Source organism: Galbibacter sp. PAP.153 (assembly GCF_037029175.1).
In the GTDB taxonomy this organism is placed as follows: domain Bacteria; phylum Bacteroidota; class Bacteroidia; order Flavobacteriales; family Flavobacteriaceae; genus Galbibacter; species Galbibacter pacificus.
Genome location: NZ_JAZEUN010000006.1, coordinates 90,049 through 110,067, shown reverse-complemented (window position 1 = coordinate 110,067; position 20,019 = coordinate 90,049). Strand labels below are relative to the sequence as shown.

Annotated in this window: 20 protein-coding genes; 10 read left to right on the top strand and 10 right to left on the bottom strand. The window is 38.5% G+C overall.

Annotated elements, in window-relative coordinates; translation table 11 throughout:
- Window positions 1–119: 119 nt before the first annotated feature.
- The 3 genes from UXI14_RS04970 to UXI14_RS04960 are packed head-to-tail and all read left to right on the top strand — an operon-like array spanning window position 120 to window position 3,031.
- A complete protein-coding gene (locus UXI14_RS04970; protein ID WP_335965145.1) occupies window positions 120–428 on the top strand; it encodes a helix-turn-helix transcriptional regulator in 309 nt (102 codons plus the stop codon).
- Window positions 418–1,656: a DNA (cytosine-5-)-methyltransferase gene (dcm, locus tag UXI14_RS04965; RefSeq protein WP_335965144.1), complete on the top strand. Its 1,239-nt coding sequence runs from the start codon at window positions 418–420 to the stop codon at window positions 1,654–1,656. The genes UXI14_RS04970 and dcm overlap by 11 nt, the downstream gene beginning before the upstream one ends.
- Window positions 1,649–3,031, top strand: coding sequence for a Sau3AI family type II restriction endonuclease (locus UXI14_RS04960; protein ID WP_335965143.1), 1,383 nt, complete (start codon window positions 1,649–1,651; stop codon window positions 3,029–3,031). The genes dcm and UXI14_RS04960 overlap by 8 nt, the downstream gene beginning before the upstream one ends.
- A gap of 16 nt (window positions 3,032–3,047) precedes the next feature.
- Here the strand turns inward: UXI14_RS04960 and UXI14_RS04955 are convergent, their stop codons facing one another.
- The 7 genes from UXI14_RS04955 to UXI14_RS04925 all read right to left on the bottom strand — a co-directional run bounded on the left by UXI14_RS04955 (window position 3,048) and on the right by UXI14_RS04925 (window position 7,319).
- A complete protein-coding gene (locus UXI14_RS04955) occupies window positions 3,048–3,710 on the bottom strand; it encodes an ATPase (RefSeq protein WP_335965142.1) in 663 nt (220 codons plus the stop codon).
- The gene (locus tag UXI14_RS04950; RefSeq protein ID WP_335965141.1) at window positions 3,707–4,249 is read right to left on the bottom strand and encodes a hypothetical protein; all 543 of its coding nucleotides are present in this window, start codon (window positions 4,247–4,249) and stop codon (window positions 3,707–3,709) included. Before UXI14_RS04950 ends, UXI14_RS04955 begins: the two co-directional genes overlap by 4 nt.
- A gap of 3 nt (window positions 4,250–4,252) precedes the next feature.
- Window positions 4,253–4,531, bottom strand: a complete 279-nt coding sequence (locus UXI14_RS04945; protein ID WP_335965140.1) for a helix-turn-helix domain-containing protein — start codon at window positions 4,529–4,531, stop codon at window positions 4,253–4,255.
- Between the two features lie 264 nt (window positions 4,532–4,795).
- Window positions 4,796–5,344, bottom strand: coding sequence for an RteC domain-containing protein (locus UXI14_RS04940; RefSeq protein ID WP_335965139.1), 549 nt, complete (start codon window positions 5,342–5,344; stop codon window positions 4,796–4,798).
- A complete protein-coding gene (locus UXI14_RS04935; protein ID WP_335965138.1) occupies window positions 5,325–5,639 on the bottom strand; it encodes a hypothetical protein in 315 nt (104 codons plus the stop codon). The genes UXI14_RS04940 and UXI14_RS04935 overlap by 20 nt, the downstream gene beginning before the upstream one ends.
- 98 nt (window positions 5,640–5,737) lie before the next feature.
- Window positions 5,738–6,541, bottom strand: a complete 804-nt coding sequence (locus tag UXI14_RS04930; RefSeq protein WP_335965137.1) for a helix-turn-helix domain-containing protein — start codon at window positions 6,539–6,541, stop codon at window positions 5,738–5,740.
- A gap of 97 nt (window positions 6,542–6,638) precedes the next feature.
- Window positions 6,639–7,319 (bottom strand): hypothetical protein, encoded by a 681-nt coding sequence (locus tag UXI14_RS04925; protein ID WP_335965136.1) that lies wholly within the window; start codon window positions 7,317–7,319, stop codon window positions 6,639–6,641.
- Between the two features lie 326 nt (window positions 7,320–7,645).
- Between UXI14_RS04925 and UXI14_RS04920 the strand changes: the two genes are divergently transcribed.
- A complete protein-coding gene (locus UXI14_RS04920; RefSeq protein WP_335965135.1) occupies window positions 7,646–9,346 on the top strand; it encodes a helix-turn-helix domain-containing protein in 1,701 nt (566 codons plus the stop codon).
- A gap of 354 nt (window positions 9,347–9,700) precedes the next feature.
- On the opposite strand, the gene UXI14_RS04915 is transcribed toward UXI14_RS04920, so the two are convergent.
- Window positions 9,701–10,732: a hypothetical protein gene (locus tag UXI14_RS04915; RefSeq protein WP_335965134.1), complete on the bottom strand. Its 1,032-nt coding sequence runs from the start codon at window positions 10,730–10,732 to the stop codon at window positions 9,701–9,703.
- 329 nt (window positions 10,733–11,061) lie between these two features.
- On the opposite strand from UXI14_RS04915, the gene UXI14_RS04910 reads away from it, so the two are divergent.
- From UXI14_RS04910 to UXI14_RS04885, 6 genes are all read left to right on the top strand, one after another.
- On the top strand, window positions 11,062–11,604 hold the full coding sequence (locus UXI14_RS04910; protein ID WP_335965133.1) for a hypothetical protein: 543 nt from the start codon (window positions 11,062–11,064) through the stop codon (window positions 11,602–11,604).
- Window positions 11,591–13,405 carry a tetratricopeptide repeat protein gene (locus UXI14_RS04905; RefSeq protein ID WP_335965132.1) on the top strand — a complete coding sequence of 605 codons (1,815 nt, stop codon included), beginning with the start codon at window positions 11,591–11,593 and terminating at the stop codon, window positions 13,403–13,405. Before UXI14_RS04910 ends, UXI14_RS04905 begins: the two co-directional genes overlap by 14 nt.
- 3 nt (window positions 13,406–13,408) lie before the next feature.
- Entirely contained in the window at window positions 13,409–14,179 is a 771-nt protein-coding gene (locus UXI14_RS04900) for a response regulator transcription factor (RefSeq protein ID WP_335965131.1), read from the top strand.
- Window positions 14,180–14,341: 162 nt separating this feature from the next.
- Complete coding sequence (locus UXI14_RS04895; RefSeq protein WP_335965130.1) at window positions 14,342–14,602, top strand: MauE/DoxX family redox-associated membrane protein; 261 nt, start codon at window positions 14,342–14,344, stop codon at window positions 14,600–14,602.
- A 1-nt stretch (window position 14,603) separates the two neighbouring features.
- On the top strand, window positions 14,604–15,047 hold the full coding sequence (locus UXI14_RS04890) for a MauE/DoxX family redox-associated membrane protein (protein WP_335965129.1): 444 nt from the start codon (window positions 14,604–14,606) through the stop codon (window positions 15,045–15,047).
- Between the two features lie 198 nt (window positions 15,048–15,245).
- Window positions 15,246–15,563: a DUF6520 family protein gene (locus UXI14_RS04885; protein WP_335965128.1), complete on the top strand. Its 318-nt coding sequence runs from the start codon at window positions 15,246–15,248 to the stop codon at window positions 15,561–15,563.
- Between the two features lie 49 nt (window positions 15,564–15,612).
- Here UXI14_RS04885 and UXI14_RS04880 read toward each other — a convergent pair whose 3' ends face one another.
- Together UXI14_RS04880 and UXI14_RS04875 are read right to left on the bottom strand one after the other, a co-directional pair.
- Window positions 15,613–18,486: an insulinase family protein gene (locus tag UXI14_RS04880; protein ID WP_335965127.1), complete on the bottom strand. Its 2,874-nt coding sequence runs from the start codon at window positions 18,484–18,486 to the stop codon at window positions 15,613–15,615.
- Between the two features lie 112 nt (window positions 18,487–18,598).
- Window positions 18,599–20,017, bottom strand: coding sequence for a RagB/SusD family nutrient uptake outer membrane protein (locus UXI14_RS04875; protein ID WP_335965126.1), 1,419 nt, complete (start codon window positions 20,015–20,017; stop codon window positions 18,599–18,601).
- Window positions 20,018–20,019 lie beyond the last annotated feature (2 nt).

Genomic DNA, 20,019 nt, shown 5'->3' with positions numbered 1-20,019 from the left:
AAACCAAAGTGCTTCCCCACCTGCTATCAACATGCGAAAAAATAATCAGGATTAAAAGATTAAAAATCCAAAACGTTTCTATAGATTTGGACAATATATGTCTAAAATAATTTTGACCAATGAAAACATTAGGTGAAATATTGAAATCTGCCAGAGAAGAAAAAGAATTGATTCTGCGAAAAGTGGCGGCTAAAGTAGATATCGATCAATCACTTATCAGTAAGTTCGAAAAAAATGAAAGAAAACCAACCATGGAACAACTCATTAGACTTTCAAGGTTTTATGGGCTCTCAGAGAGTGAACTAACAATAAATTGGTATTCAGAAAAAATTGCGGACGAATTAAAATATACAGAATCAACGTTTGAAATACTCAAAGTAGCCGGAGAGAAAATCAAATATTATAAAACTCAAGCGAATGGAAAATAAGACATTAAAAGTAGTAGAATTGTTTGCAGGGGTCGGTGGTTTTCGTCTCGGGCTTGAGAAAAGCAACTATAAAGTTGTTTGGAGTAATCAATGGGAACCATCTACCAAAAAACAACATGCTTCAATGGTTTATGAAGCAAGGTTCGGTAAAGAGAACCATTCAAATCAAGATATTGCAACAGTGCCAACAGACGAGATACCAGACCATGATGTCCTATGCGGAGGTTTTCCCTGCCAAGATTATTCGGTTGCGACAACCTTGAACAATTCAAAAGGGTTGAAAGGGAAAAAAGGCGTTCTTTGGTGGTCAATCCACAGAATTCTGGAAGAGAAAAAAAACAAACCAAAATATCTTTTCCTAGAAAATGTTGACCGGCTTTTAAAATCACCGGCAAAACAGAGAGGGCGTGATTTTGCCGTGATGCTTCAAAGTTTAAATGAGCTCGGGTATGCCGTCGAATGGCGAGTAATAAATGCAGCCGAATACGGAATGCCGCAAAGAAGAAGAAGGGTTTTTTTTATTGGTTATCATAAATCCACAGAAATTTATAAACAAATTCTAAAAACCGACAAAATTGACTGGCTAACAAAACAGGGCACTATTGCAAGTACCTTTCCGGTTACTAAAACAAACCCCATTCAAGAAGTCCAATTAAAGGGAGATTTAGTTGAAATAACAAACAACTTCAATAAAACAGGAAAATTGTCCCCCTTTCAAAATACCGGCTTACTGATAAAGGGAAAAGTTTTAACAACGAATACAAAACCCAATTATGACGGGGACTATATGGTTTTAGGTGATATTTTACAAAATGGAGAAGTCACAAGTGAATTTTTCATTGATGAAAAAGACCAAGAGAAATGGGAGTATTTAAAAGGTTCAAAAACTATTGAACGGATATCGAGCGAAGGACATAAATATAAATATTCTGAAGGGGGCATGATATACCCGGATGCCTTGGATAATGCTTCGAGAACAATTATTACGGGAGAAGGTGGGAAAACCCCATCAAGATTCAAACATGTAGTCACCTCGGACAGGGGCTTGAGAAGATTAACGCCAATAGAATTGGAAAGGCTGAATATGTTTCCAGATAATCACACCAAGCTCGAAGGGATTACAGATACAAAACGGGCTTTCTTTATGGGAAACGCACTTGTTGTTGGGGTAATAGAAAAAATCGGGGAAGAGCTCTATAAACAAATAAATCAATTTGAATATGCTTGATATTACTTCGGCAGATTCAATAATTGAGTTTGCTAAAAAGTTAAAGGACCAATCTTTAAGACAAGCTTGTGGAGAAGAGATCAAGAAGCACGGTTATAGAGGAAAAGGGAATTATGGTCAAATTTTAGAAAAGTTCTATTTCGGCTATGAACCAAATTCTGATGCCGAACCTGATTTTAAAGAAGCGTGCCTTGAACTTAAATCAAGTCCCTTAAAAACCCTGAAAAATGGAGAATTCCGCTCCAAAGAAAGGCTTGTCTTAAATATCATCAACTATTTGGAAGTCCATAAAGAGGCCTTTGAAAACAGTTCTTTCTTGAAAAAAAACGCCCATTTGCTTTTGGTATTTTATCTACATGATAAAAAGATAGATTTATTAGACTACACGATAAAATTGATTGACGGCTGGCAATACCCCAACGAAGATTTAAAGATTATCAAGCATGACTGGGAAACCATCAATCAAAAGATAAAAGACGGAAAGGCCCATGAGCTATCAGAAGGCGATACATTTTATCTTGGTGCTTGTACAAAAGGCTCAACAGCCTTAAAGTCTTATCGCGACCAACCCTTCAATAAAGAAAAGGCAAAACAAAGAGCCTATTCGCTAAAACAAGGCTATGTAAATCATATAATTGCCAATATCGCTCAAGAAGAAAGTGCCGTTTATGGAAAAATAATCAAACGGCCTGAAATCCTAGATACCGTTCAGTCAATTGAAGAGGTTGTCATATCAAAATTTCAGCCATTTTACGGAAAATCAGCAGTGCAAATTGAAATGGAGTTAGGCCTACAATTGAACCAAAGGGCCAAAAGTTATTTTGCAGATCTTACGAATGCTATTCTCGGCCTTGAACTTGGCCAAAAAATCGAAGAATTTGAAAAAGCCGATATTCGTGTAAAAACTGTTCGCCTTAAAGAAAACAACATGCCAAAAGAAGATATTTCATTCCCTACCTTTAAATACCGGGAATTGATTGAAAACGATTGGGACAATTCGGATTTCAAAAACATTCTAGAGAGTAGGTTTTTCTTTGTGTTCTATCAATTTGAGGGTGAGGATTTAATCTTAAGGAAAGTGAGATTTTGGAACATGCCATATTCTGACATCCTTGAAGCAAAATCAGTTTGGGACCATATGACCAAAACGGTTTCCAGAGGTGAAATTGTAAAAGAAGTAACGGATAAGGGCCTTAGAAAAACATATTTCCCGAAAAAATCAGCGCATCGAATAAGTCACGTTCGGCCGCACGCAAGAAATGCAGCTGACATCTATGAGCTGCCTGTTGCGGATAAAATAACAGGGCTCACTGAATTTACAAAACATTGTTTTTGGTTGAATGCTAGTTATGTGAAGAATGAAATTTATGAGTAAAAAGCCCGGAACTCCTTTATTTCCTTTTATCCCCGCTCCCTTTATCAAAAGCCACTAAGTTAAAGAGTTCGCGCATTCTGCTACGGACCCTTTTTCCATAGCGTTCCTCCAACTCTTGTGCATTTAAATTAGTGGTGACGTGAGTCTTTACTTTGTATTTGAAAAAAAGGTCATGTCGGGACAACAGAATTTCTCCCAACACATTGCAATCCACTCCGAAATGCCTTCCCGTCGGTTCTGCCCCAAGGTCGTCAAAGCAATAAAACCGATGGTCTCCGTATTGTTCAATGATCCGATATCCGATATTGTTAAATCCAAACACGATGTTTCTGCAGGGGATCAGATCACAGGGTTTACGGTGGGGTACCAGATACCGCATGAGTTTCATAAGGGTGGTTTTGCCACACCCTACCGGGCCGGACAATAACAGTCCCTTGTTGAAGTCAATCCCCAGTTTCCTGCAACTGTCCTCGTCCCGGATGTAATAGACACATAATTTATAAAGGGTCTTGTAGTCTTTTTTATAGATCCGGAATTTCTTTCCGAACAGCAGTTTCCCTTTGGCCTCCATATAGATGAGCATTTTTTTAAAATCATACATTACCGTTCCCCCCCTGAATTCTCCAATTTGAAATTCAACGCCCCCCTCTTTGATAATATGTGGCCGGTAATTTTTCATAAGGGATCGTTGTAGTTTTTTTCCGAGTGTGTCTTCAGATGGTCCGAAAACGACATCCTTTTTTTTTGTCTTCTGCCTTCCTTAAAACTTTTGAGACCAACATTTTTAAAAAATTCAGGGGTCCTTATTGTTTTATCGTTTCTTTTGGTTTGTATATGTTTATCTTTAGGTACCAAGGCTTGTTCAGTGCCTGTACCGATATGAATACAGCTTTGGTGCTCAGCTTGTTCCCCTGCTGTTTCAAATCGGAACATCTTTATCCTGCTTCCTTTATACGGATTGTGAGAAGGGATATACAGTACATAATTTCTGTGATGCAGCTCTTTTATACAACGGTGATAGGTAGCTTTGGAACCGATTTTAGACAGGTGCATCACTTCTTCCCTACTGATGTAGAAGCTCTCGGTAAAACGGGCTGCGTTCCATAGCTGGAAAAGCGCCATATACAAGCTGATATGGGTCGGATTTAATCGTGAATCCGCAGCAAATACATCAAAAACCCCGTTAAGGTGCTTTATATAGTTTACTTCCCCTTTCATCTCCTAAAAACGGTTGTTGATTTTATTGTTTTCCAGGACCTGCATGATTTCCTGGTAATCATAATACAAAACCCCGCCGATTTTGGTATAGGGAAGGGTGCCGTTGACCCTCAGGTTTTGTAAGGTCCCGGGAGAAATCCCCAAAAGTTCCCGGACCTCGTTGGATTTAAGCCATTTTTTATAAGGATTTCCGTTGTACTGGTCCAGTACTTGTTTTAATTCATCGATCAATTCCATTTTAAACTGGTGCAGATCTTCGGTGGTAATAATTGTTGCTCCCATACATCTTTGGTTTTTTAAAGCAAAGCCGCCATAATCCTATGCCATATATGACGACCTTGCCGTGATTTAACTTCTTTGCCAAAATTCCGGGTCAAACGTTAAACTTTTATCAGAGCCCTTATGTCATTACCGGAAACTTTAACAAAGTGCCGTACCTGTGCCCTTTTGTGGTTATCTGAATACATATCGGGGAAAACTACCGCTTTTATATTTTAGAAATGCTAAAAATTTCCTGTGTATACTTTTAGGTAAGATGGCATGTAATTACACAACGTCCTCGTTGTCCATCTTTTGTGACAGACGAAATACAAGTTCTTCCAGGAATCGTGCCCGTGCGCCCTTACGGGACTTTATGGCAGCGTAGGTACGGTAGATATGTGGTAGTCGAACATCAAAAAAAGCTTCAAAAAGCGAAGTTATTTCCTGGATATCAACATTTCCATAATTAAAGACCTTGCCCTCGTGCAATGCGTAAATAAGTTCGGTTAATGAAGCCTTGGAGGCTGTCCACCGCAATGGTTTATTTTCAATGGAAGGTGAAACATGGTGGGGCGATTGTCTTTTCAGGACACTATATTCCTTTTCAATAAATTTTGTGTATAAATCCATCGCTTTGGTCCTGGCCCATAACACATCGCAAGGGGTCGAAAAACCCATATTGCGATAGTGCCCCTTTTTAATTTTTACAGGGATCGTTTCGGCCTTTCTCATAAAATAGCGATCGTCCCTATCGACAAGTTTTCGGTTCATGTAATAGATAAATTCCCGATGCTTTCTATAAAACTTATTGATTTTACGAATTTCCTTGTTCATGAAATGAAGTTGCCTTTCCATACCCGATGTGCGGCATCAATAGCTTAAAACTGCGCACCATATACAAATAAAGCAAACACGATTCCGGTTTGGGTTTTAGGCTTTTAAAGAACCGGATCTCCTCCCTGCTGTTTTGAAACCCTTTTAAGATGATCAACCGCTTTAAACGTTGGAGGACATGGTGACAAAACTTGATCCCACTCTCCAGTTGTTCAAATGAGATAAAGATGTCCAGTTGTAATTCGGTTCTTGTCTTTTGAAACTCCTCGACAATTTCCTGGTAAGTTTCCGCCATTGTCTTGCTTGTTTGATACTAATTAAAATCATTGCAGTTGCCTTTCCCTGTTCCCTGGCACCGGCGTCTTTATGGAGGTATTTTCTTTTGATATGCTATCAATCTGTTGATTGTTCTCGAAAGACGCTTGGTGGTATACCGACATATTTGGTGAAGAATGACGAAAAATGGTATATTGTATTAAACCCCATATCGTCCGATATCTCTTTGATCGGTTTAGCTGTATAGAGCAGTCTTTTCGATTCAAAAAGGATTGTTGTTACGATATAAAACCGAGGAGGATTTCCACTGACCTCCTTAACTACTTTGCGTAGATAAGTCTTACTTACATATAACTTTGAAGCATAATAACCAACACGATGCTTTTTCCCCTTATTTCTCTTAAGCTCTGTAAGGAAGTCTAAAAACAGTTTCTCAGCATGATAAGATCGAGCCAGTAATTTTATAATCAAATTCTCATGCAATTCCCGAAAAAGCAACCGGAGGCCGGCAAAAAGATATTCCGGGAATTTGTGTTCGATGGGCATTTCCTTACGAAATCTATACCACAGATAGCTTAACAATCCTGCCACCGGCAGCCGTTGTCCCTTTTTCAGGGAAAATACCGCTAAATGGGAATCGGTAATAACAGCTATAAATAATAATGGGTAATTTGTCAAATAAGGTGTTAGAAAATCGATACCTCCTATGAGTATAAAAGCCAATCGGACCCTGCCGTGTAAGGTACATATAGTCCTGTTGATTTGTGCTATCACTATATATTGACCGTCGTTCAAAGTATGCGTTTCTCCATAGATCCGGACCGTTAATTTTCCCGATAAAAGAATACATAAAAAATAGGAACTGCTGTATTGTTCCATAAAAGATATGTTTCCCTTTAACCGGCTTAAATAAAACTCCATATAGGTGTATTATATAGTGACCGTGTACCGTAATTGGAATGGGATAAAACGGTTAAAGCAGTTGAACCACCTTAACCGCTATGCTTTCATGGGCCGCTCAATCATTATCGAGAGCCATGATCAGGGCATTATATATCCCTTGGGCGTCACTCTGTAGGTTTCCTTCCAGCCATTTGTATACATGGCCTACCGATAAGTCCCAGTCCTCATCTTCCCGGTCCTCATCGTCGTCCTCATCTTCACTTAAAGTTCCGACAATCGGCTCCTCTTGGGTCAGCTCGGTTATAAACCAGAGGGTTCCAAGTAGTACCCGTTTATCTCCGGGTTGCAAAAGTGTGTCGTTTTCAATCCCAGTCCCGTAATGGTCATAAAGCTGCCCGTATTGAAAACTTTCCCTGGGTATCAATAAGGTGTCGGTCATTATCCGTAGGCGCCTTTTAGCTACTGTACTGAGCGCTGAATCATCGATTAGTTTGTCAAAATAGACTGCCGCGGAATCTGTGGGAACTGTTGAGGGAAGCTCCCATAGGTGTTCCCCAAAGGCATTGGTACAAAGATCGGCAATGGTTTCATAGTGATCTTCAGGTGTCATCGCCGCCGTTCGCACATTTATAAACTCATTATAAAGTTTATTGTAGTAATAGTCCAATGAATCGGATACCAGGGGTTGGTCGGTGGTCAGATAAGGTGTTTTGAATTCCTCCAGGGGTGCCATTCCTTCCTGGGTACAGGAGGCTACTATGATTGTCAAAAAAAGATATGTTATGATTGTTTTCATTGTTATTTGGTTTTTAAATACTGAAAATTTTTTGGATGTTCAGTTTACCCGGATAAGCAGAACCATAGCCGTACTTTTACAGCTATCTTTTTGTTTTTGAATTCCCGGTAAAGCTAAATATTGGCATCAGTCCTGCCAATTACTTATACCCCGGTTTTCTGAAAATAAGGGTTGCTTTTCTGAAAATCACAGCACTACTCCAAACAACCTGAATTCTGATTTTCAATGTTTTATATTAAATTTGAAGTCCCCTCAACTACTTTTCTATCAAATACAAAAGTCTGAGGTACTCCTATGTGCCCCCTGAACATAAAACAACCAATGCTATGAAAAATGCTTTACTAATTCTTCTGTTTTTATTACGGATGCAAGGATATTGTCAGGAAAATATTTCTGTAGCCAATATGCATTTAACGGACAGTTCCTATGATGCGCTTTTTGACAGTATCAGAAATTTTAACGACGGCAACCCTGTGCAGCTACGCTATCTAGAGGCATTCTTGGATAAAGCCAAAAATGAACACAACATAACGGAAACAGTCAATGGGTACAAAAACTACCTCCATCACGGAAAACAAAACCTGCGACTCCTATATGCGGATAGTATGATCCTCACCGCTACCCATGCCAAAGACACTGTGCTTATCGGGAGCAGTTACCTTACCAAAGGAATTGTATATTATAATTTAAAGCAACACGATAGGGCACTGGACCTATATCTAAAGGCCAACTCCTTTTTATTTAACTCTTCCAACAGCTACCTGAGAAATAAAATCAAATACCATATCGCTATGGCAAAATATTTTCTGGGATATTTTGATGAAGCCGTCTCATTATTGCAACAATGTGCCTTGTTTTTTAAAAATTCCGATTCAAGACCGTACCTAAATACGCTCCATTGTTTAGGCCTCTGTTATAACCGGATGCACAATTACGGCATTACTTCCAAGATCAACGAATTGGGCCTGAAAGAAGCTAAACGGTTGGCCAACCATTCAATGGATGCTTACTTCAGTCATTCGGAGGGCATTAACCTGTATTTTAAAAAGCAATACAAAGAGTCGTTACGACTATTGACCGAATCCGTTAAAACTCCGGCCATTATAAAAGACAGTGCCAATTTAAGCAGTGCCTACTTTTATATCGCAAAGGACTACTTAGACCTGAACCAGGTTCAAACCGCTGTAAAATATCTTATTAAAGTGGACTGCATTTATAAAAGGACGGGCTATTTACGGCCTGACCTAAGGGAAACCTATGAGTTTTTGATTGCTTACTACAATTCAAAATCGGAGCCGGGGAAGAAGGATTTTTATAAGGATAGGCTGATCGAATTCGACAGGCGGATCAACAAGTACTACAGGTACCTGGCATATAAAATACATAAGGAATATGATTTCAAAAATCTATTACGGGAAAAACAAAAGGTGGAACGGCAGCTTTTTATTGAAAAGAACGGTGAAAAATTACTGGAAATGGCCCTGGTTACCATTATTGTTTTATTGATCTTTACGGTCATCCGGTATTTATATCTTAAAAGGAAGTATCAAAAAAGATTTGGGGAACTTATGTCCGATGACCAGAAACTTCCATTAAAAAAGGCGTCCAAGCCTGTCCTTAAAAAACAAAGTTTTCAATTAAGCCCTAAAACAGAGGTTAAATTATTAAAAAAACTAAAGGTCTTTGAAGACAAAAAACAGTATTTACCGGAGGATGTCAACTCGCCAAAAGTGGCCCATGATTTTGATACCAATACCAAATACCTTTCCCAGCTTATTATGAAACACCGGGGGATGACGTTTCAGGAATATGTAAACAGTTTAAAGATTGCCCATCTTATCAAGCTTTTAAAAACCGACAAAAAACTTAGAAATTATACTTATGATGCCTTGGCCAAAGAGGTAGGGTTTACCACTACCCCTCGCTTTGCGGCTGCTTTTAAGGCCAATACCGATATTACGGCGGCATATTTTATAAAGGAGCTGGACAAGAAGAAGGATAATAGCTTTAGCGATATCCATAGCTGATTTTTTTATCTAAAAATGCTATTAAGAATAAAAAGGATACTTATTCCAAATACCAGCCGGTTATTACTTTGGCATACTTTTAAAGTTATACGATGAGCTATCTATCTAGCTACCTGAACCTTAAGTTAAGGTTCGTTGAATATTCAATGAGTAATTTGAGTTTTTATCTCGGGTTGGTTTTTAAAAAATATATAATGATCCCATTAAAAACCGAAGACCTCCCAAGGGGCAATTGGACTTGATAGATAGAAGTCCTATGAGTAGTCGATAACTTGCACTAAATAGACATGGTCAGGTAAAGAAATTAACCCTCCGCCTGACCGTATCTATTATATAGAATAATTCACCTATGTATTAGTGAGCTGATTTTGTGTCCAAATCATAGTTTTCATGAATATCCTCAACGCCCGGGAAGGGGATATCCCTTGAATCACACCAGGCTTCAACTTCTCCGGTCAATACCACCAATTGATTGTGGATGTCCCTATCCGAAGGCCTTACTCCATGGTGATGTCCTTTATAGAATACTTCCCAGTCTGTTCTTACCGTGCCTTTATAATCTTTGCCTTGGTAAACATCATAGGTTAATCGAAATGAATACGTATATCCCTTTTTTATTAAAGGAACGTTAGAAAATCCTTTAGAAACCAATTCCGTAGAATCGAGTCTGCTTATAGTCCCTGGATTCATGAGCTCCGTTGCGCCTGCAGATACAAGCTTTTTGCTTTTTGAATTCTCATCCTTTAAAAGCTCAAAGATTTCTTTAGATCTTTTGATAAACTCTATCAGCTCCTTATCGCTAAAATCCATTTTCTCCAATTGTTCCTTATATGCCTGTAAAAAGGTATTGAAGGTTATCTTATCAACATCGACACTGGATTTTACGGCAGTAAATGTCATTGCATTTTCAATGGCACTTGTAATTCCCGTAGCTTCAATTTTTCGCTGCCAGGCCATAATATCAAGCCTGGTAATCGAAAGCCCATCTACTATGATATAGTAGGAGTGCATTTCTGATTGGGAGCCTTCCCCGGCACCTAAAATAGCTTCTAAGCCTCCGGTAACAAGTTCGCCAATACCATCAACGATACCATCGGCTTCACCCCCAATGAATTTTTTAATCGCACCGGTAACCGTATCGACAAGGGTGCCGGCATTTTCAGACACATAAGCCCTGGTCTCCCCATGGAATGCTAGGGTATTGGTTATAGGAATTGTCGGGTTTTCGGGCGTGCCTGCAGTTCTGAGCAACTGTTTTAAAGTTTCCTTTTGCAAGGCATTTTTTTGTTCTGCTAATTCAAAAAGCAAATTAACCGCAAGGGTTAGTTCCTTTTTTTTGTCCGGTGTCGGGTCCAACGATTGGATTGCATCTCTTAAAAATGACATAATTTTAAAATTTTAGTTAATAATCGGTTTCATATCCTTTGGGTGGAACACTTTTTAAGAGCTCCATTTTTTGGATATACTTAGGTAAAGGTCATTTCGAATGCTTTGAAAAGGAAAAAAGATATGTAAGACACGGGATTTTTTTAGTAAATGGCCAGATACATCGAGTAGACGGATTAGGGCCACGTCCATTTTTGGGTCCTTTTAAAATTGATCGGCAGGGATACGATTGAAGTGCACCTCTATACTTAGCGAGGTAATTTCTTACATCTTAAATAAATTAAGTAAATTTGAAGATGAGCGTATTGAGTAATTAAAAACCTACAACTATGGAAATACAAGTCGTCCTGAATGGAAATGATTCCACAAGCTTCCCTATTAATATGACTGAAATAGAACAAGTTTTGCAATATTGTGAACTTGGTATAGGAACCTCATATAAACCAATAGAAATCGATGATTTCATCTACATTAGAAATACATTCCCTGAAATAAAAGAGAATACTACCATCGAATTGTCCTTAAAAAAGGAAGAGAAGGAAAGGCATTTAGAAATAAAACTGGTTTGTGTTAAAGTGATGAACATTGGAATCGCTTTCAATCAAAAAAAAGGAATTGATAATGAAAATTGGAATACAATATTTGATTGTGACCAAAATAATGTTGTGTTCAGTCCGGACGGGGTCCTATATATAACGCCGGATGCATCTGAAATATGCACTGTAAAGACCAAAAGCCCTGAAAATTCTTTTTTAAGTTATAGCATCCTTTTTTCTGCTGAAATGAAAGACCACCATCAAAGTAAAAGAAAAAAAGAATACTATTTTATTATTGATCCTTTAATCAAAGTAAGCTCAGGTGTCGGTATATAGAAACAAGTTTAGCCGTGAACCCCGTTTCTTAACCTGTTTTATTCTATCTATATTTTGTCTGATCTCCCATGATATTGTTTCGCAGGATAGAAAAAAAGCGGATAGTATCCTTCAGCTTTTAAATGATCATAAACTCGGCGAAGAACGCAGAGCGAAAGAATTAAGCGTCCTTGCATACTACCACCCTGATCTGGATACAGCGCTCTATGTAGCAAAACAATCCCTCAGTTTGGCCAAAAAAATTAAATCTCCAATAGCCATCGCTGAATCATTTGAAGAAATTAGCCATGTCGAGCGCCGTTTAGGGAATAACGACAAATCCCTAAGCGCGACCATAAAAGCCCTGGAAATTTATGACTCCCTGAAATTAAACGAAAGAAAAGGGGCTTCCTATAACCAATTGGCAAGTAATTATATTACAGATGGAAATCCTAAAGAAGCCATCAAATACTTAAAGAAGGCCTACACACTATATAACGAGGCAGAAAACAATCGAAAAAAGTTGTATACATTGCTAAACCTTGGTGAGGCATATCGCCTAAGTGGCTATCTGGATAGTGCACAGGTCTTTTTCAATAAGGGGTTAAAACTAAATCAACAGGAAAACAATCCAATTGTTGAAGGTTATGCCCTTGGTAATCTTGGGATGATATATTCTGCAAAAGGGTTACAGGCCCCTTCAAAAGAAATGCTGACAAAAGCCATTAAGATATTAGATTCCTTGGGAGACTCATATTCCTCATCGATATATTTGATCGAACTGGGAAAGGTATATCAAAAAGGGGGGGATTTAGTTAAATCTGAGAAAACCTATCTAGAGGCACTTCAAATTGCAAAAAGTATTGGGTTAAAAGAACAGGTTAGGGATCTCAGCCAAATACTTGCCGAATTCTATGCCGATCGGGAAAATTACAAAATGGCCCTTAATTATCAGAAACAATTTCAACTGTATCAGGATAGCCTTGTCAATAAAGAGAACATTCAGAGAATCGAAAGGATAAAAAGCGGATACGAAATCGATAAAAAAGAATCCGAGATTAAACTATTGGGGCGACTTAATTCCAATCAAAAAAAACTCCTGATGATATTAAGCCTGGGCTTAACCACTCTTCTTTTTTTATTATATCTTATTACAAGGGCCAATGGAAAGATCAAGGTAATCAATGAAAACCTGGCTCTTCAAAAAAATGAATTATACCATCGGGAACAAGAGAAGGTTATTCTCCTGAGAGAATTGAATCATCGGGTAAAGAATAACCTTCAGATGATTTCCAGCTTGTTGAGTCTTCAAGAACAGGAATTATCAGGGCATCCAGCTAAGGAAGCAATCTCGGAAGGCAAAAACAGGGTTGAAGCACTTTCTTTGGTGCATCGGAAGTTATATCAGGATAATTCCGGAACATATATCCCCTTAAAAGAATATATTATGGAATTAGTGGAAGGATTGTTTTATGGATATGGAGCTTCTTTTAGTCCGGACTTTCATATTCAAAAAATAAAACTAAACATAGACAAAGCCGTTCCCCTGGCATTGATCATAAACGAAATCGTTATTAATGCTTTAAAATATGCATATGATAACATCTCTAATCCGGAACTGAAAATCAGTGTTGTAAAAAGCGAGGCATTCATTTTTATAACTATCCGGGATAATGGAAACGGTTTTCAGATAAATAAACTGGAGACAACGGATTCATTTGGAATAAAATTGATTTACTCCCTTGTTGATCAGATAGGCGGTATCATCAAAAAAAAGTCAAATCCAGGGACCCTCTGGCACATTAAACTAAAAACCCCATGAACAATGTCCAATAAAAAAAATAAAGTAAGCGTCCTAATAGTAGAAGATGAGGCCATACTGGCACAAGACATTTCCATAAAACTTTCAAAAATGGGATATGATGCTTTAAAACCGGTCCACAACGCAAAAGATGCGTTAAAAGTATTGGAAAGCGACCATGCTATCGATATCATTTTGTTGGATATTATTTTAGGTGATGGCATCAATGGCATTGAACTGGCCGAAATAATAAATACCAAATATGGCCTACCTTTTATCTTTTTAACCTCTCATGCGGATAAATCCATGATTGAAAGCGCTAAAAGCGTACGTCCCTATGCGTATATCCTAAAACCTTTTAATGCCCATCAAGTCAATATCGCTCTTGAACTGGGGTTGGTGAATTATCATAAAAGAATGGAACACGGACCGGGGAAAGATGAAAATGATCAAAACAAAGAAGGAGGAACGGTATTACATATAAATGACAGCCTTTTCCTTAAAAAGGAGAACCATTTTGAAAAAGTTATATTAAAAGAAATTTTGTTTTTGGAAGCGGACAGCAACTATACAACTATTAATACCATCAATGGAAACTTTTTATATTCCACGGTTTTAAAAAAAATAGAACGTCAGCTCCCCACTAAATTTTTTAAGCGTGTTCATCGAAGCTATGTGGTAAATTTAACGGCTATAAAAGGCTTTGAGGGAAATACCCTTTTTATAAACAACCGAAAAATTCCAGTAAGCAAGAATCACAGGGAGCAGATATTCAGCCTTCTGCCCAAGATATAAGAACTTACTTTAATTATATCCAAAATACCTGTAACAATCCATAAAAAGATCGTTTTTGATAACAATAGTATCGTTTTATGTAAACGATTATTGAAAATCCTATATTAATTTCACCCCTATAAAAGGAAACTCCCCCAAACAGGCTCATTTAAAATTAAGAAAATGAAGTACGGGGAAACATTCATATACGGGACTCGCCTCTTCTATGTCTTGTTGTTCGTTTATGCTTCGGTAAGCAAGTTTTTGGATTTTCAGAATTTCAGGATACAGTTGGGGCAGTCCCCTATGATAGGCGAACATGCCGATATATCGTCCTGGCCGGTCCCTTTGCCCGGAATAATTATCACGCTGTTTCTCATGATCCCCGAATTGCGCCCTGTTGGCGTACGGCCCTGGGAAAACAAACCGAACAATCGCAAATGACATGAAATGGTATCAAAAACATACGGGCTTAATCACTGAAACCATCAGCTATCTGTTCATACTGCTTTTTGTCTTTACGGGGGCGACCAAACTTATGGAAGGGGACCGTTTTTTCAATAACCTGAACAACTCCCCTATTATCCCCGGCAAAGCAATAGCCATTGTGCTCAGTTGGGCGGTACCCCTCTTGGAAATTGCAGTGGCCGCCCTTATCGCTTGGCCCGCCACCCGGCTCAAGGGCCTTTACGGCGCCCTTGCCCTTATGGCCTTTTTCACCCTTTATGTAGCGGGCATCGTATTTTTCAGCCCCTATGTCCCTTGCTCCTGTGGCGGGGTGATCACGCTGTTATCCTGGCCGCAGCACCTGGTGCTCAATACAGTGCTCATCTTACTGGCTATAACCGGTATAAGGCTGTACGGGAAAAAGAAACTAGCGTTCCCCTAAAGTACGTCGGGGCAGCAATACGGACCCCGATGGGCCGTCCCGTGTATTCCCCCGTTCCTGCTCGATTGTTTAAAAGTCCGCCTAGGCCCTTTTTAGGCGCCACGATATTTTGTTGCGCAACAAAAGCAGGGAAGAAAAAGCCGAAAACCTGCCCCCATAGAAGTAGGCATAGTATTAACAATTAAAATTATTTTAATCATGAAAAATTTAAAATTAATGTTACCGATGTTGGCCTTTATCATGGCCATTGGAATGTCTTTTGCATTTGTGAACAAAGCTTCCGATGAGAACCTCTATGCTACCAAGTATGTTCTCCTTGATCCTTCTGACCCGTCTAATCCTGAGAGTTGGGCTGCCATTGAAATAGAGTGTGGTGCTGGCCCACAAAATTGTACAGTAACGTATCAGCCATCTGGAGAAACTTTCGAGGTGTACGATACCCCTAGCTTAAATAACAGAGCCGAAAGCAACACTGAGGTTGTCACAATAGTAGGAACGCCTCCCACTCTTAATTAGATTGGTATTATTTAGAAAGGGCCATTAACACAGTGGCCCTTTCCTTTTCTCAAAATTCTCTTCCAGATCGAGACCGCATCCGGAATTCGAAAGGCTCCTTTTTAAATACTTCTTGAGCTGTTCGCAACATATCGTCAGCAGTAAAGGATTGTATAAACTCCTCTTGTTCCTTATAAGTTACCCAATCATTACCATATCGGTAACAATTATAAATTGCTTTAGACAGAAGCTTTGCTTTTGTGGCTTCTAAAATCGACAATAACCCTTTCTGAGCTGAATTGAACTCACTTTCGTCAATTGGCCCTTTTTTAAATAATTGAACAACCCCTTTAGCTTCGGATATTAAGTGACTTATGTGTTCTTCTTTGGCACTAAAACTTATGGTATACTGATTAAACAACCGATCTTTTTCATTGTTTGAAAAAGTCCTTGTAACATAAGTATTTCCTTCTACCGAATCATAGCGTAACTTTTTATACAAATAAGGATTCATGCACAACCCCAAAATCTCAAGTTTTATTTTCTCCTTCCAATCCTTACTAGTATTTGGGGTGTCCCAAGTATAAACCAATTTTACCAGAATATCATCCATATCCTTCTTTGTAAAAAAGGTTTTTGAAAAAGGCTGGGGCAAATTGATTTTCTTAAGGGTCTCTATATTTTTACAGGTAGTGGATTTTCCTGAAAATGGTAAATTTCCCAAGTATTTTTGGCATAGGAACAAAACCTTATCTTCAGGAAAATTCCCTGTGAACAAAAAAGTGAATTCCCCTGCATCACCAAATATTTCCCGGTATATAGTATAAGAACGCTCCATATCTGTTAACGAAACCCCTTTAAGCGCTGCCGTGCCCATGGGGATATGAGTTTTATCCCCAAGAATATTTTTTATACCATCCTCCATATCGTACTCTATAACATTATACCTGGGAGTGGAAAGGGTATGGTATTTCCAATTCTCAAAAGCTTCATTGCTTTTATTCGGAGCGGTAAAATATAAATACACCAATTGTAAGGCTGTTTCCAAATCTTTTAGCGAAGATAAATCCCTGCTTTTTATCCCACTTTCATTATATTTTACATAAGGCCTAATTGCCCCCTTAAACTCATTTTTTGCACAATACCTCATCAGCTCAAAATGGTCAATTCCCCCAACCCCGGCATGTTGTACAATGTTGGCGCTGTGTATGGCAGAAAATAAATCCTTTTTAGGATAACATGCCGCTCCAGTTTGGGAATATCCATTAAAGACTAGATGCATATCTTTCCCCTTTTTTAGCTTATTTTCAGGCGCCAGGGATTTAAAAACCAGCGTCAACCCATTTTTAAATTTAAACTCCTTACTTTCAGGGACACGCCCTTCTTTTTCTGTATAAGCTACATTTCTTAAACCTTCTATAGCTAAAGAATCCATTAAAAATAAAGGAGTGGTTGAAGGCTTATAAGCAGTCAACTCCATATTCTTTACCTCATTGAACCAACTTCGGATTTCCTTTTCAGTATAAGATATGGCCTTGGAGTCCTCTTGGGCCAATAAAGTTATATCATCCGGCATATCCTTGAGGTAAGGTTGTACCGATCCATTAAAACTTTCTCTATTTAGATCTTTTAAAAACCTATATAAAATCTCCCGCTTTTTTCCGGGGAGTGGTTCGTTATGGATAAAATGATTCTGGATTTCCTCAATCCAATAAGGGTTCTGTCCAGTACCCCCTGAAGAAAGTGATGATAAAAGTTTTTCTTTTTCCCTATCATATTCCTCTTGGGTAAAACCGTTACTTTGTATCTCCTTTAAAGTTTTCAATATTTTAACCAAACTCTTTTTCTCTTCTTCAATCCCATCCACCAGTGCGACTCTTAATTGTAGTGCAGTTAGTGGTCTTTCTATAAATTTTGCACCTACAACATGCCTTACATCATACGATCGTTGGAGTTCACTGAACCTTCTGTTTATAAGATTTAAAAACAGTTTTCTTTTCAACTGCTCCTCCAAGGTTTCTGAACGCCCGTTTTTATAGGCCTCCTGTTGCCTAAAATAAAGATCAAAATATACTTTGTCGACCTCCTCATCCATTAAGCCAGAATAACTTTTCTTTATGAACTGAGGTTGACGTTCAAGGTAATTTCTATATTTTTTGCGACGATCATAACCGGAAACATCAAAACTTTTACTTCCCTTGGAAAATTTTTGTTTTATACTTCTTTCCATGGCATCCACATTATCTATAGCCCCAACAATAACAATTGCTGCCAAATTGGGGTGATACCAATCTTCATAGAACCGGACCAATGCAGATTCCTTAAAGGATTTCATATGCTGTTCAAAATCATTTGGGGACGCTGCACCAAAGCCCGTAATCGAACTCCTTATATGGTTCATTATACTAAATGCAGTTTTCCCGCCCTTTTTCATATCATACTCGTTCAATACCGTTAAGCGCTCTTTATTGATATTTTGAGTGGTAAACTCAACGTTCCATAAAATATCTTGAAATAAAAGGAATCCTATCCCCTGCGCCTTTTTGTTCTCTTTGGTCGTCTTGAAACCATAAATGGTAGCCTCTGGATATGTCCACCCCCGAATATCGGTATGCCTGATACCGGCCTTTTTGGCAGCATCATAAAATTTCCCATTTGGAGAATGCGCTACATCATTTATCCCATAATGTTCCATAACATGAGCCAACTCATTCTGCCCCAGACCTTCCTGCGCCCAACCTGCCTTTATCAATAATCGAATATGTAGTTCCGACGATCTATTGTCTATCGATTTTATATAGTAAGTCAGTCCATTGTGTAATTTCCCATAACGAATGGATGGATCCAACGAGAGTGAGCCTCTTTGTAAAACCATGCTTTCCCCATTTAGGCCTGTAACCAAAAAAAGGAAAATATATAAAATTGCTTGTCCTGTACTTTTCATCTGTTTCTTTTTATTTGTTGACTTAATACTTTAATTTATGACTTCTCTAGAGTTGTTTTATAAAGCCTTTGCTATGGTCCCTCTATAGAAATCCTTTTCCATTTCATCTTATTCAATACCCATCGTTTTGATCTAAGTATGGATTTTTATTTACTTCTTCTTCGGGAATAGGGTACAACACGTCGGTATTATCCCAAGAAGGTTTACTCGGCGATAATACGTTATTGACCAATCCCATTCGTTTTAGGTCAAACCATCGATGCCCCCATTCTGTAAACAATTCCCGTCTTCGCTCTATATTAATAGAATCCAAAAGTGCCCCTTCATCGATACCTGGGATTGACCCTGAAAGCAATTCCAAATTTGCCCGTCCGCGCACTTTATCCAAGTCATCTATTGCCTCCATCAATTTTCCCTGATGTATTCTGGCCTCTGCCCGAATCAAATACTGTTCGGCCAAACGCAATACCATGGAATATTCGGTGACAGCTACTTCTGAAGCCCTATTTTTTTTGTATTTATAAGGATAATAAAACAGTTCGTCATCAGTACTATAGGCTCCAATCCAATTCGCCAACCTTAAATCACCTTCTTCAAATGAGCTTATTAAATCGGGGCTTAAAACAACCGGGGTTTGGCTGGATAGCATGGGATTACTCATCAAAATAAATTTTTCCGCCTCATTGGTTACCGTACTCAGTGCACCTCCCCCTGCTGGAGTAATCTGCCAAATGGCTCCCCTACTATTGGCCAAAAAAACATCATCCAGGTTTGACAACAATCCATAGTCATCAGAGTTGTTTATAACTATTGAACTCAATGCTTCTGCCTGTTCCCAGTTTTCCAAAAAGAGATATACCCTGGCCAATAAAGCAGTTGCCACAAATTTATTGGGGCGTAAACGTCCATATTGTTCATCTTCATAACTTTCTCCCAATACACTGATGGCACTTTCCAAATCAGCAACAATTGCATCATAAACTTCCTCAACAGCTGCCCTAGAAGCCGTTGCATTTTCTCTGTAATCAGTAGATTGGACAAGTGGTACTTCCCCATACATATTAACCAGATAGAAGTATACAAAAGCCCGGACAAACTGTACTTCTCCGATGAGCTGTACCTTTAATGCCTGTGAAACACCACTATACCGATTCAAGCCATCTACAACTGCGTTGCACATATATATGATGTTGTATGCACTGGACCATATCCTTAAATTATAACTATTATTGATTAGGATTTGATTATTTTCAAATTCCTTCAATTCAACGTTATCTATATATGCTGTATTCAAATTATCTGCAGATAAGTCTCCTAACATCGTTACAGAAGCAATGCCCCCATTTGAAAAATCTGACCTAAAGAGTTCGTTATAGATCCCTATTACCGCACTGTTGGCAGTTTGGTCATCGTTAAAAACCACTTCGCTTACTATTCTGTCATTGGGCGTATCAATCGCTACAAAATCCTCGCAAGAGATTTGCAATAGACAAACAATCGTCAATACTATATGTATTTTATGCTTTTTCATAC

Coding starts and splice junctions, on each gene's coding strand:
- UXI14_RS04890 (WP_335965129.1), top strand. CDS start 14,604: ATGAAATGGTATCAAAAACATACGGGCTTAATCACTGAAACCATCAGC.
- UXI14_RS04940 (WP_335965139.1), bottom strand. CDS start 5,344: ATGAACAAGGAAATTCGTAAAATCAATAAGTTTTATAGAAAGCATCGG.
- UXI14_RS04970 (WP_335965145.1), top strand. CDS start 120: ATGAAAACATTAGGTGAAATATTGAAATCTGCCAGAGAAGAAAAAGAA.
- UXI14_RS04895 (WP_335965130.1), top strand. CDS start 14,342: ATGAAGTACGGGGAAACATTCATATACGGGACTCGCCTCTTCTATGTC.
- UXI14_RS04935 (WP_335965138.1), bottom strand. CDS start 5,639: ATGGCGGAAACTTACCAGGAAATTGTCGAGGAGTTTCAAAAGACAAGA.
- UXI14_RS04930 (WP_335965137.1), bottom strand. CDS start 6,541: ATGGAGTTTTATTTAAGCCGGTTAAAGGGAAACATATCTTTTATGGAA.
- UXI14_RS04915 (WP_335965134.1), bottom strand. CDS start 10,732: ATGTCATTTTTAAGAGATGCAATCCAATCGTTGGACCCGACACCGGAC.
- UXI14_RS04885 (WP_335965128.1), top strand. CDS start 15,246: ATGAAAAATTTAAAATTAATGTTACCGATGTTGGCCTTTATCATGGCC.
- UXI14_RS04960 (WP_335965143.1), top strand. CDS start 1,649: ATGCTTGATATTACTTCGGCAGATTCAATAATTGAGTTTGCTAAAAAG.
- UXI14_RS04925 (WP_335965136.1), bottom strand. CDS start 7,319: ATGAAAACAATCATAACATATCTTTTTTTGACAATCATAGTAGCCTCC.
- UXI14_RS04950 (WP_335965141.1), bottom strand. CDS start 4,249: ATGAAAGGGGAAGTAAACTATATAAAGCACCTTAACGGGGTTTTTGAT.
- UXI14_RS04920 (WP_335965135.1), top strand. CDS start 7,646: ATGAAAAATGCTTTACTAATTCTTCTGTTTTTATTACGGATGCAAGGA.
- UXI14_RS04955 (WP_335965142.1), bottom strand. CDS start 3,710: ATGAAAAATTACCGGCCACATATTATCAAAGAGGGGGGCGTTGAATTT.
- UXI14_RS04875 (WP_335965126.1), bottom strand. CDS start 20,017: ATGAAAAAGCATAAAATACATATAGTATTGACGATTGTTTGTCTATTG.
- UXI14_RS04900 (WP_335965131.1), top strand. CDS start 13,409: ATGTCCAATAAAAAAAATAAAGTAAGCGTCCTAATAGTAGAAGATGAG.
- dcm (WP_335965144.1), top strand. CDS start 418: ATGGAAAATAAGACATTAAAAGTAGTAGAATTGTTTGCAGGGGTCGGT.
- UXI14_RS04945 (WP_335965140.1), bottom strand. CDS start 4,531: ATGGGAGCAACAATTATTACCACCGAAGATCTGCACCAGTTTAAAATG.
- UXI14_RS04910 (WP_335965133.1), top strand. CDS start 11,062: ATGGAAATACAAGTCGTCCTGAATGGAAATGATTCCACAAGCTTCCCT.
- UXI14_RS04880 (WP_335965127.1), bottom strand. CDS start 18,486: ATGAAAAGTACAGGACAAGCAATTTTATATATTTTCCTTTTTTTGGTT.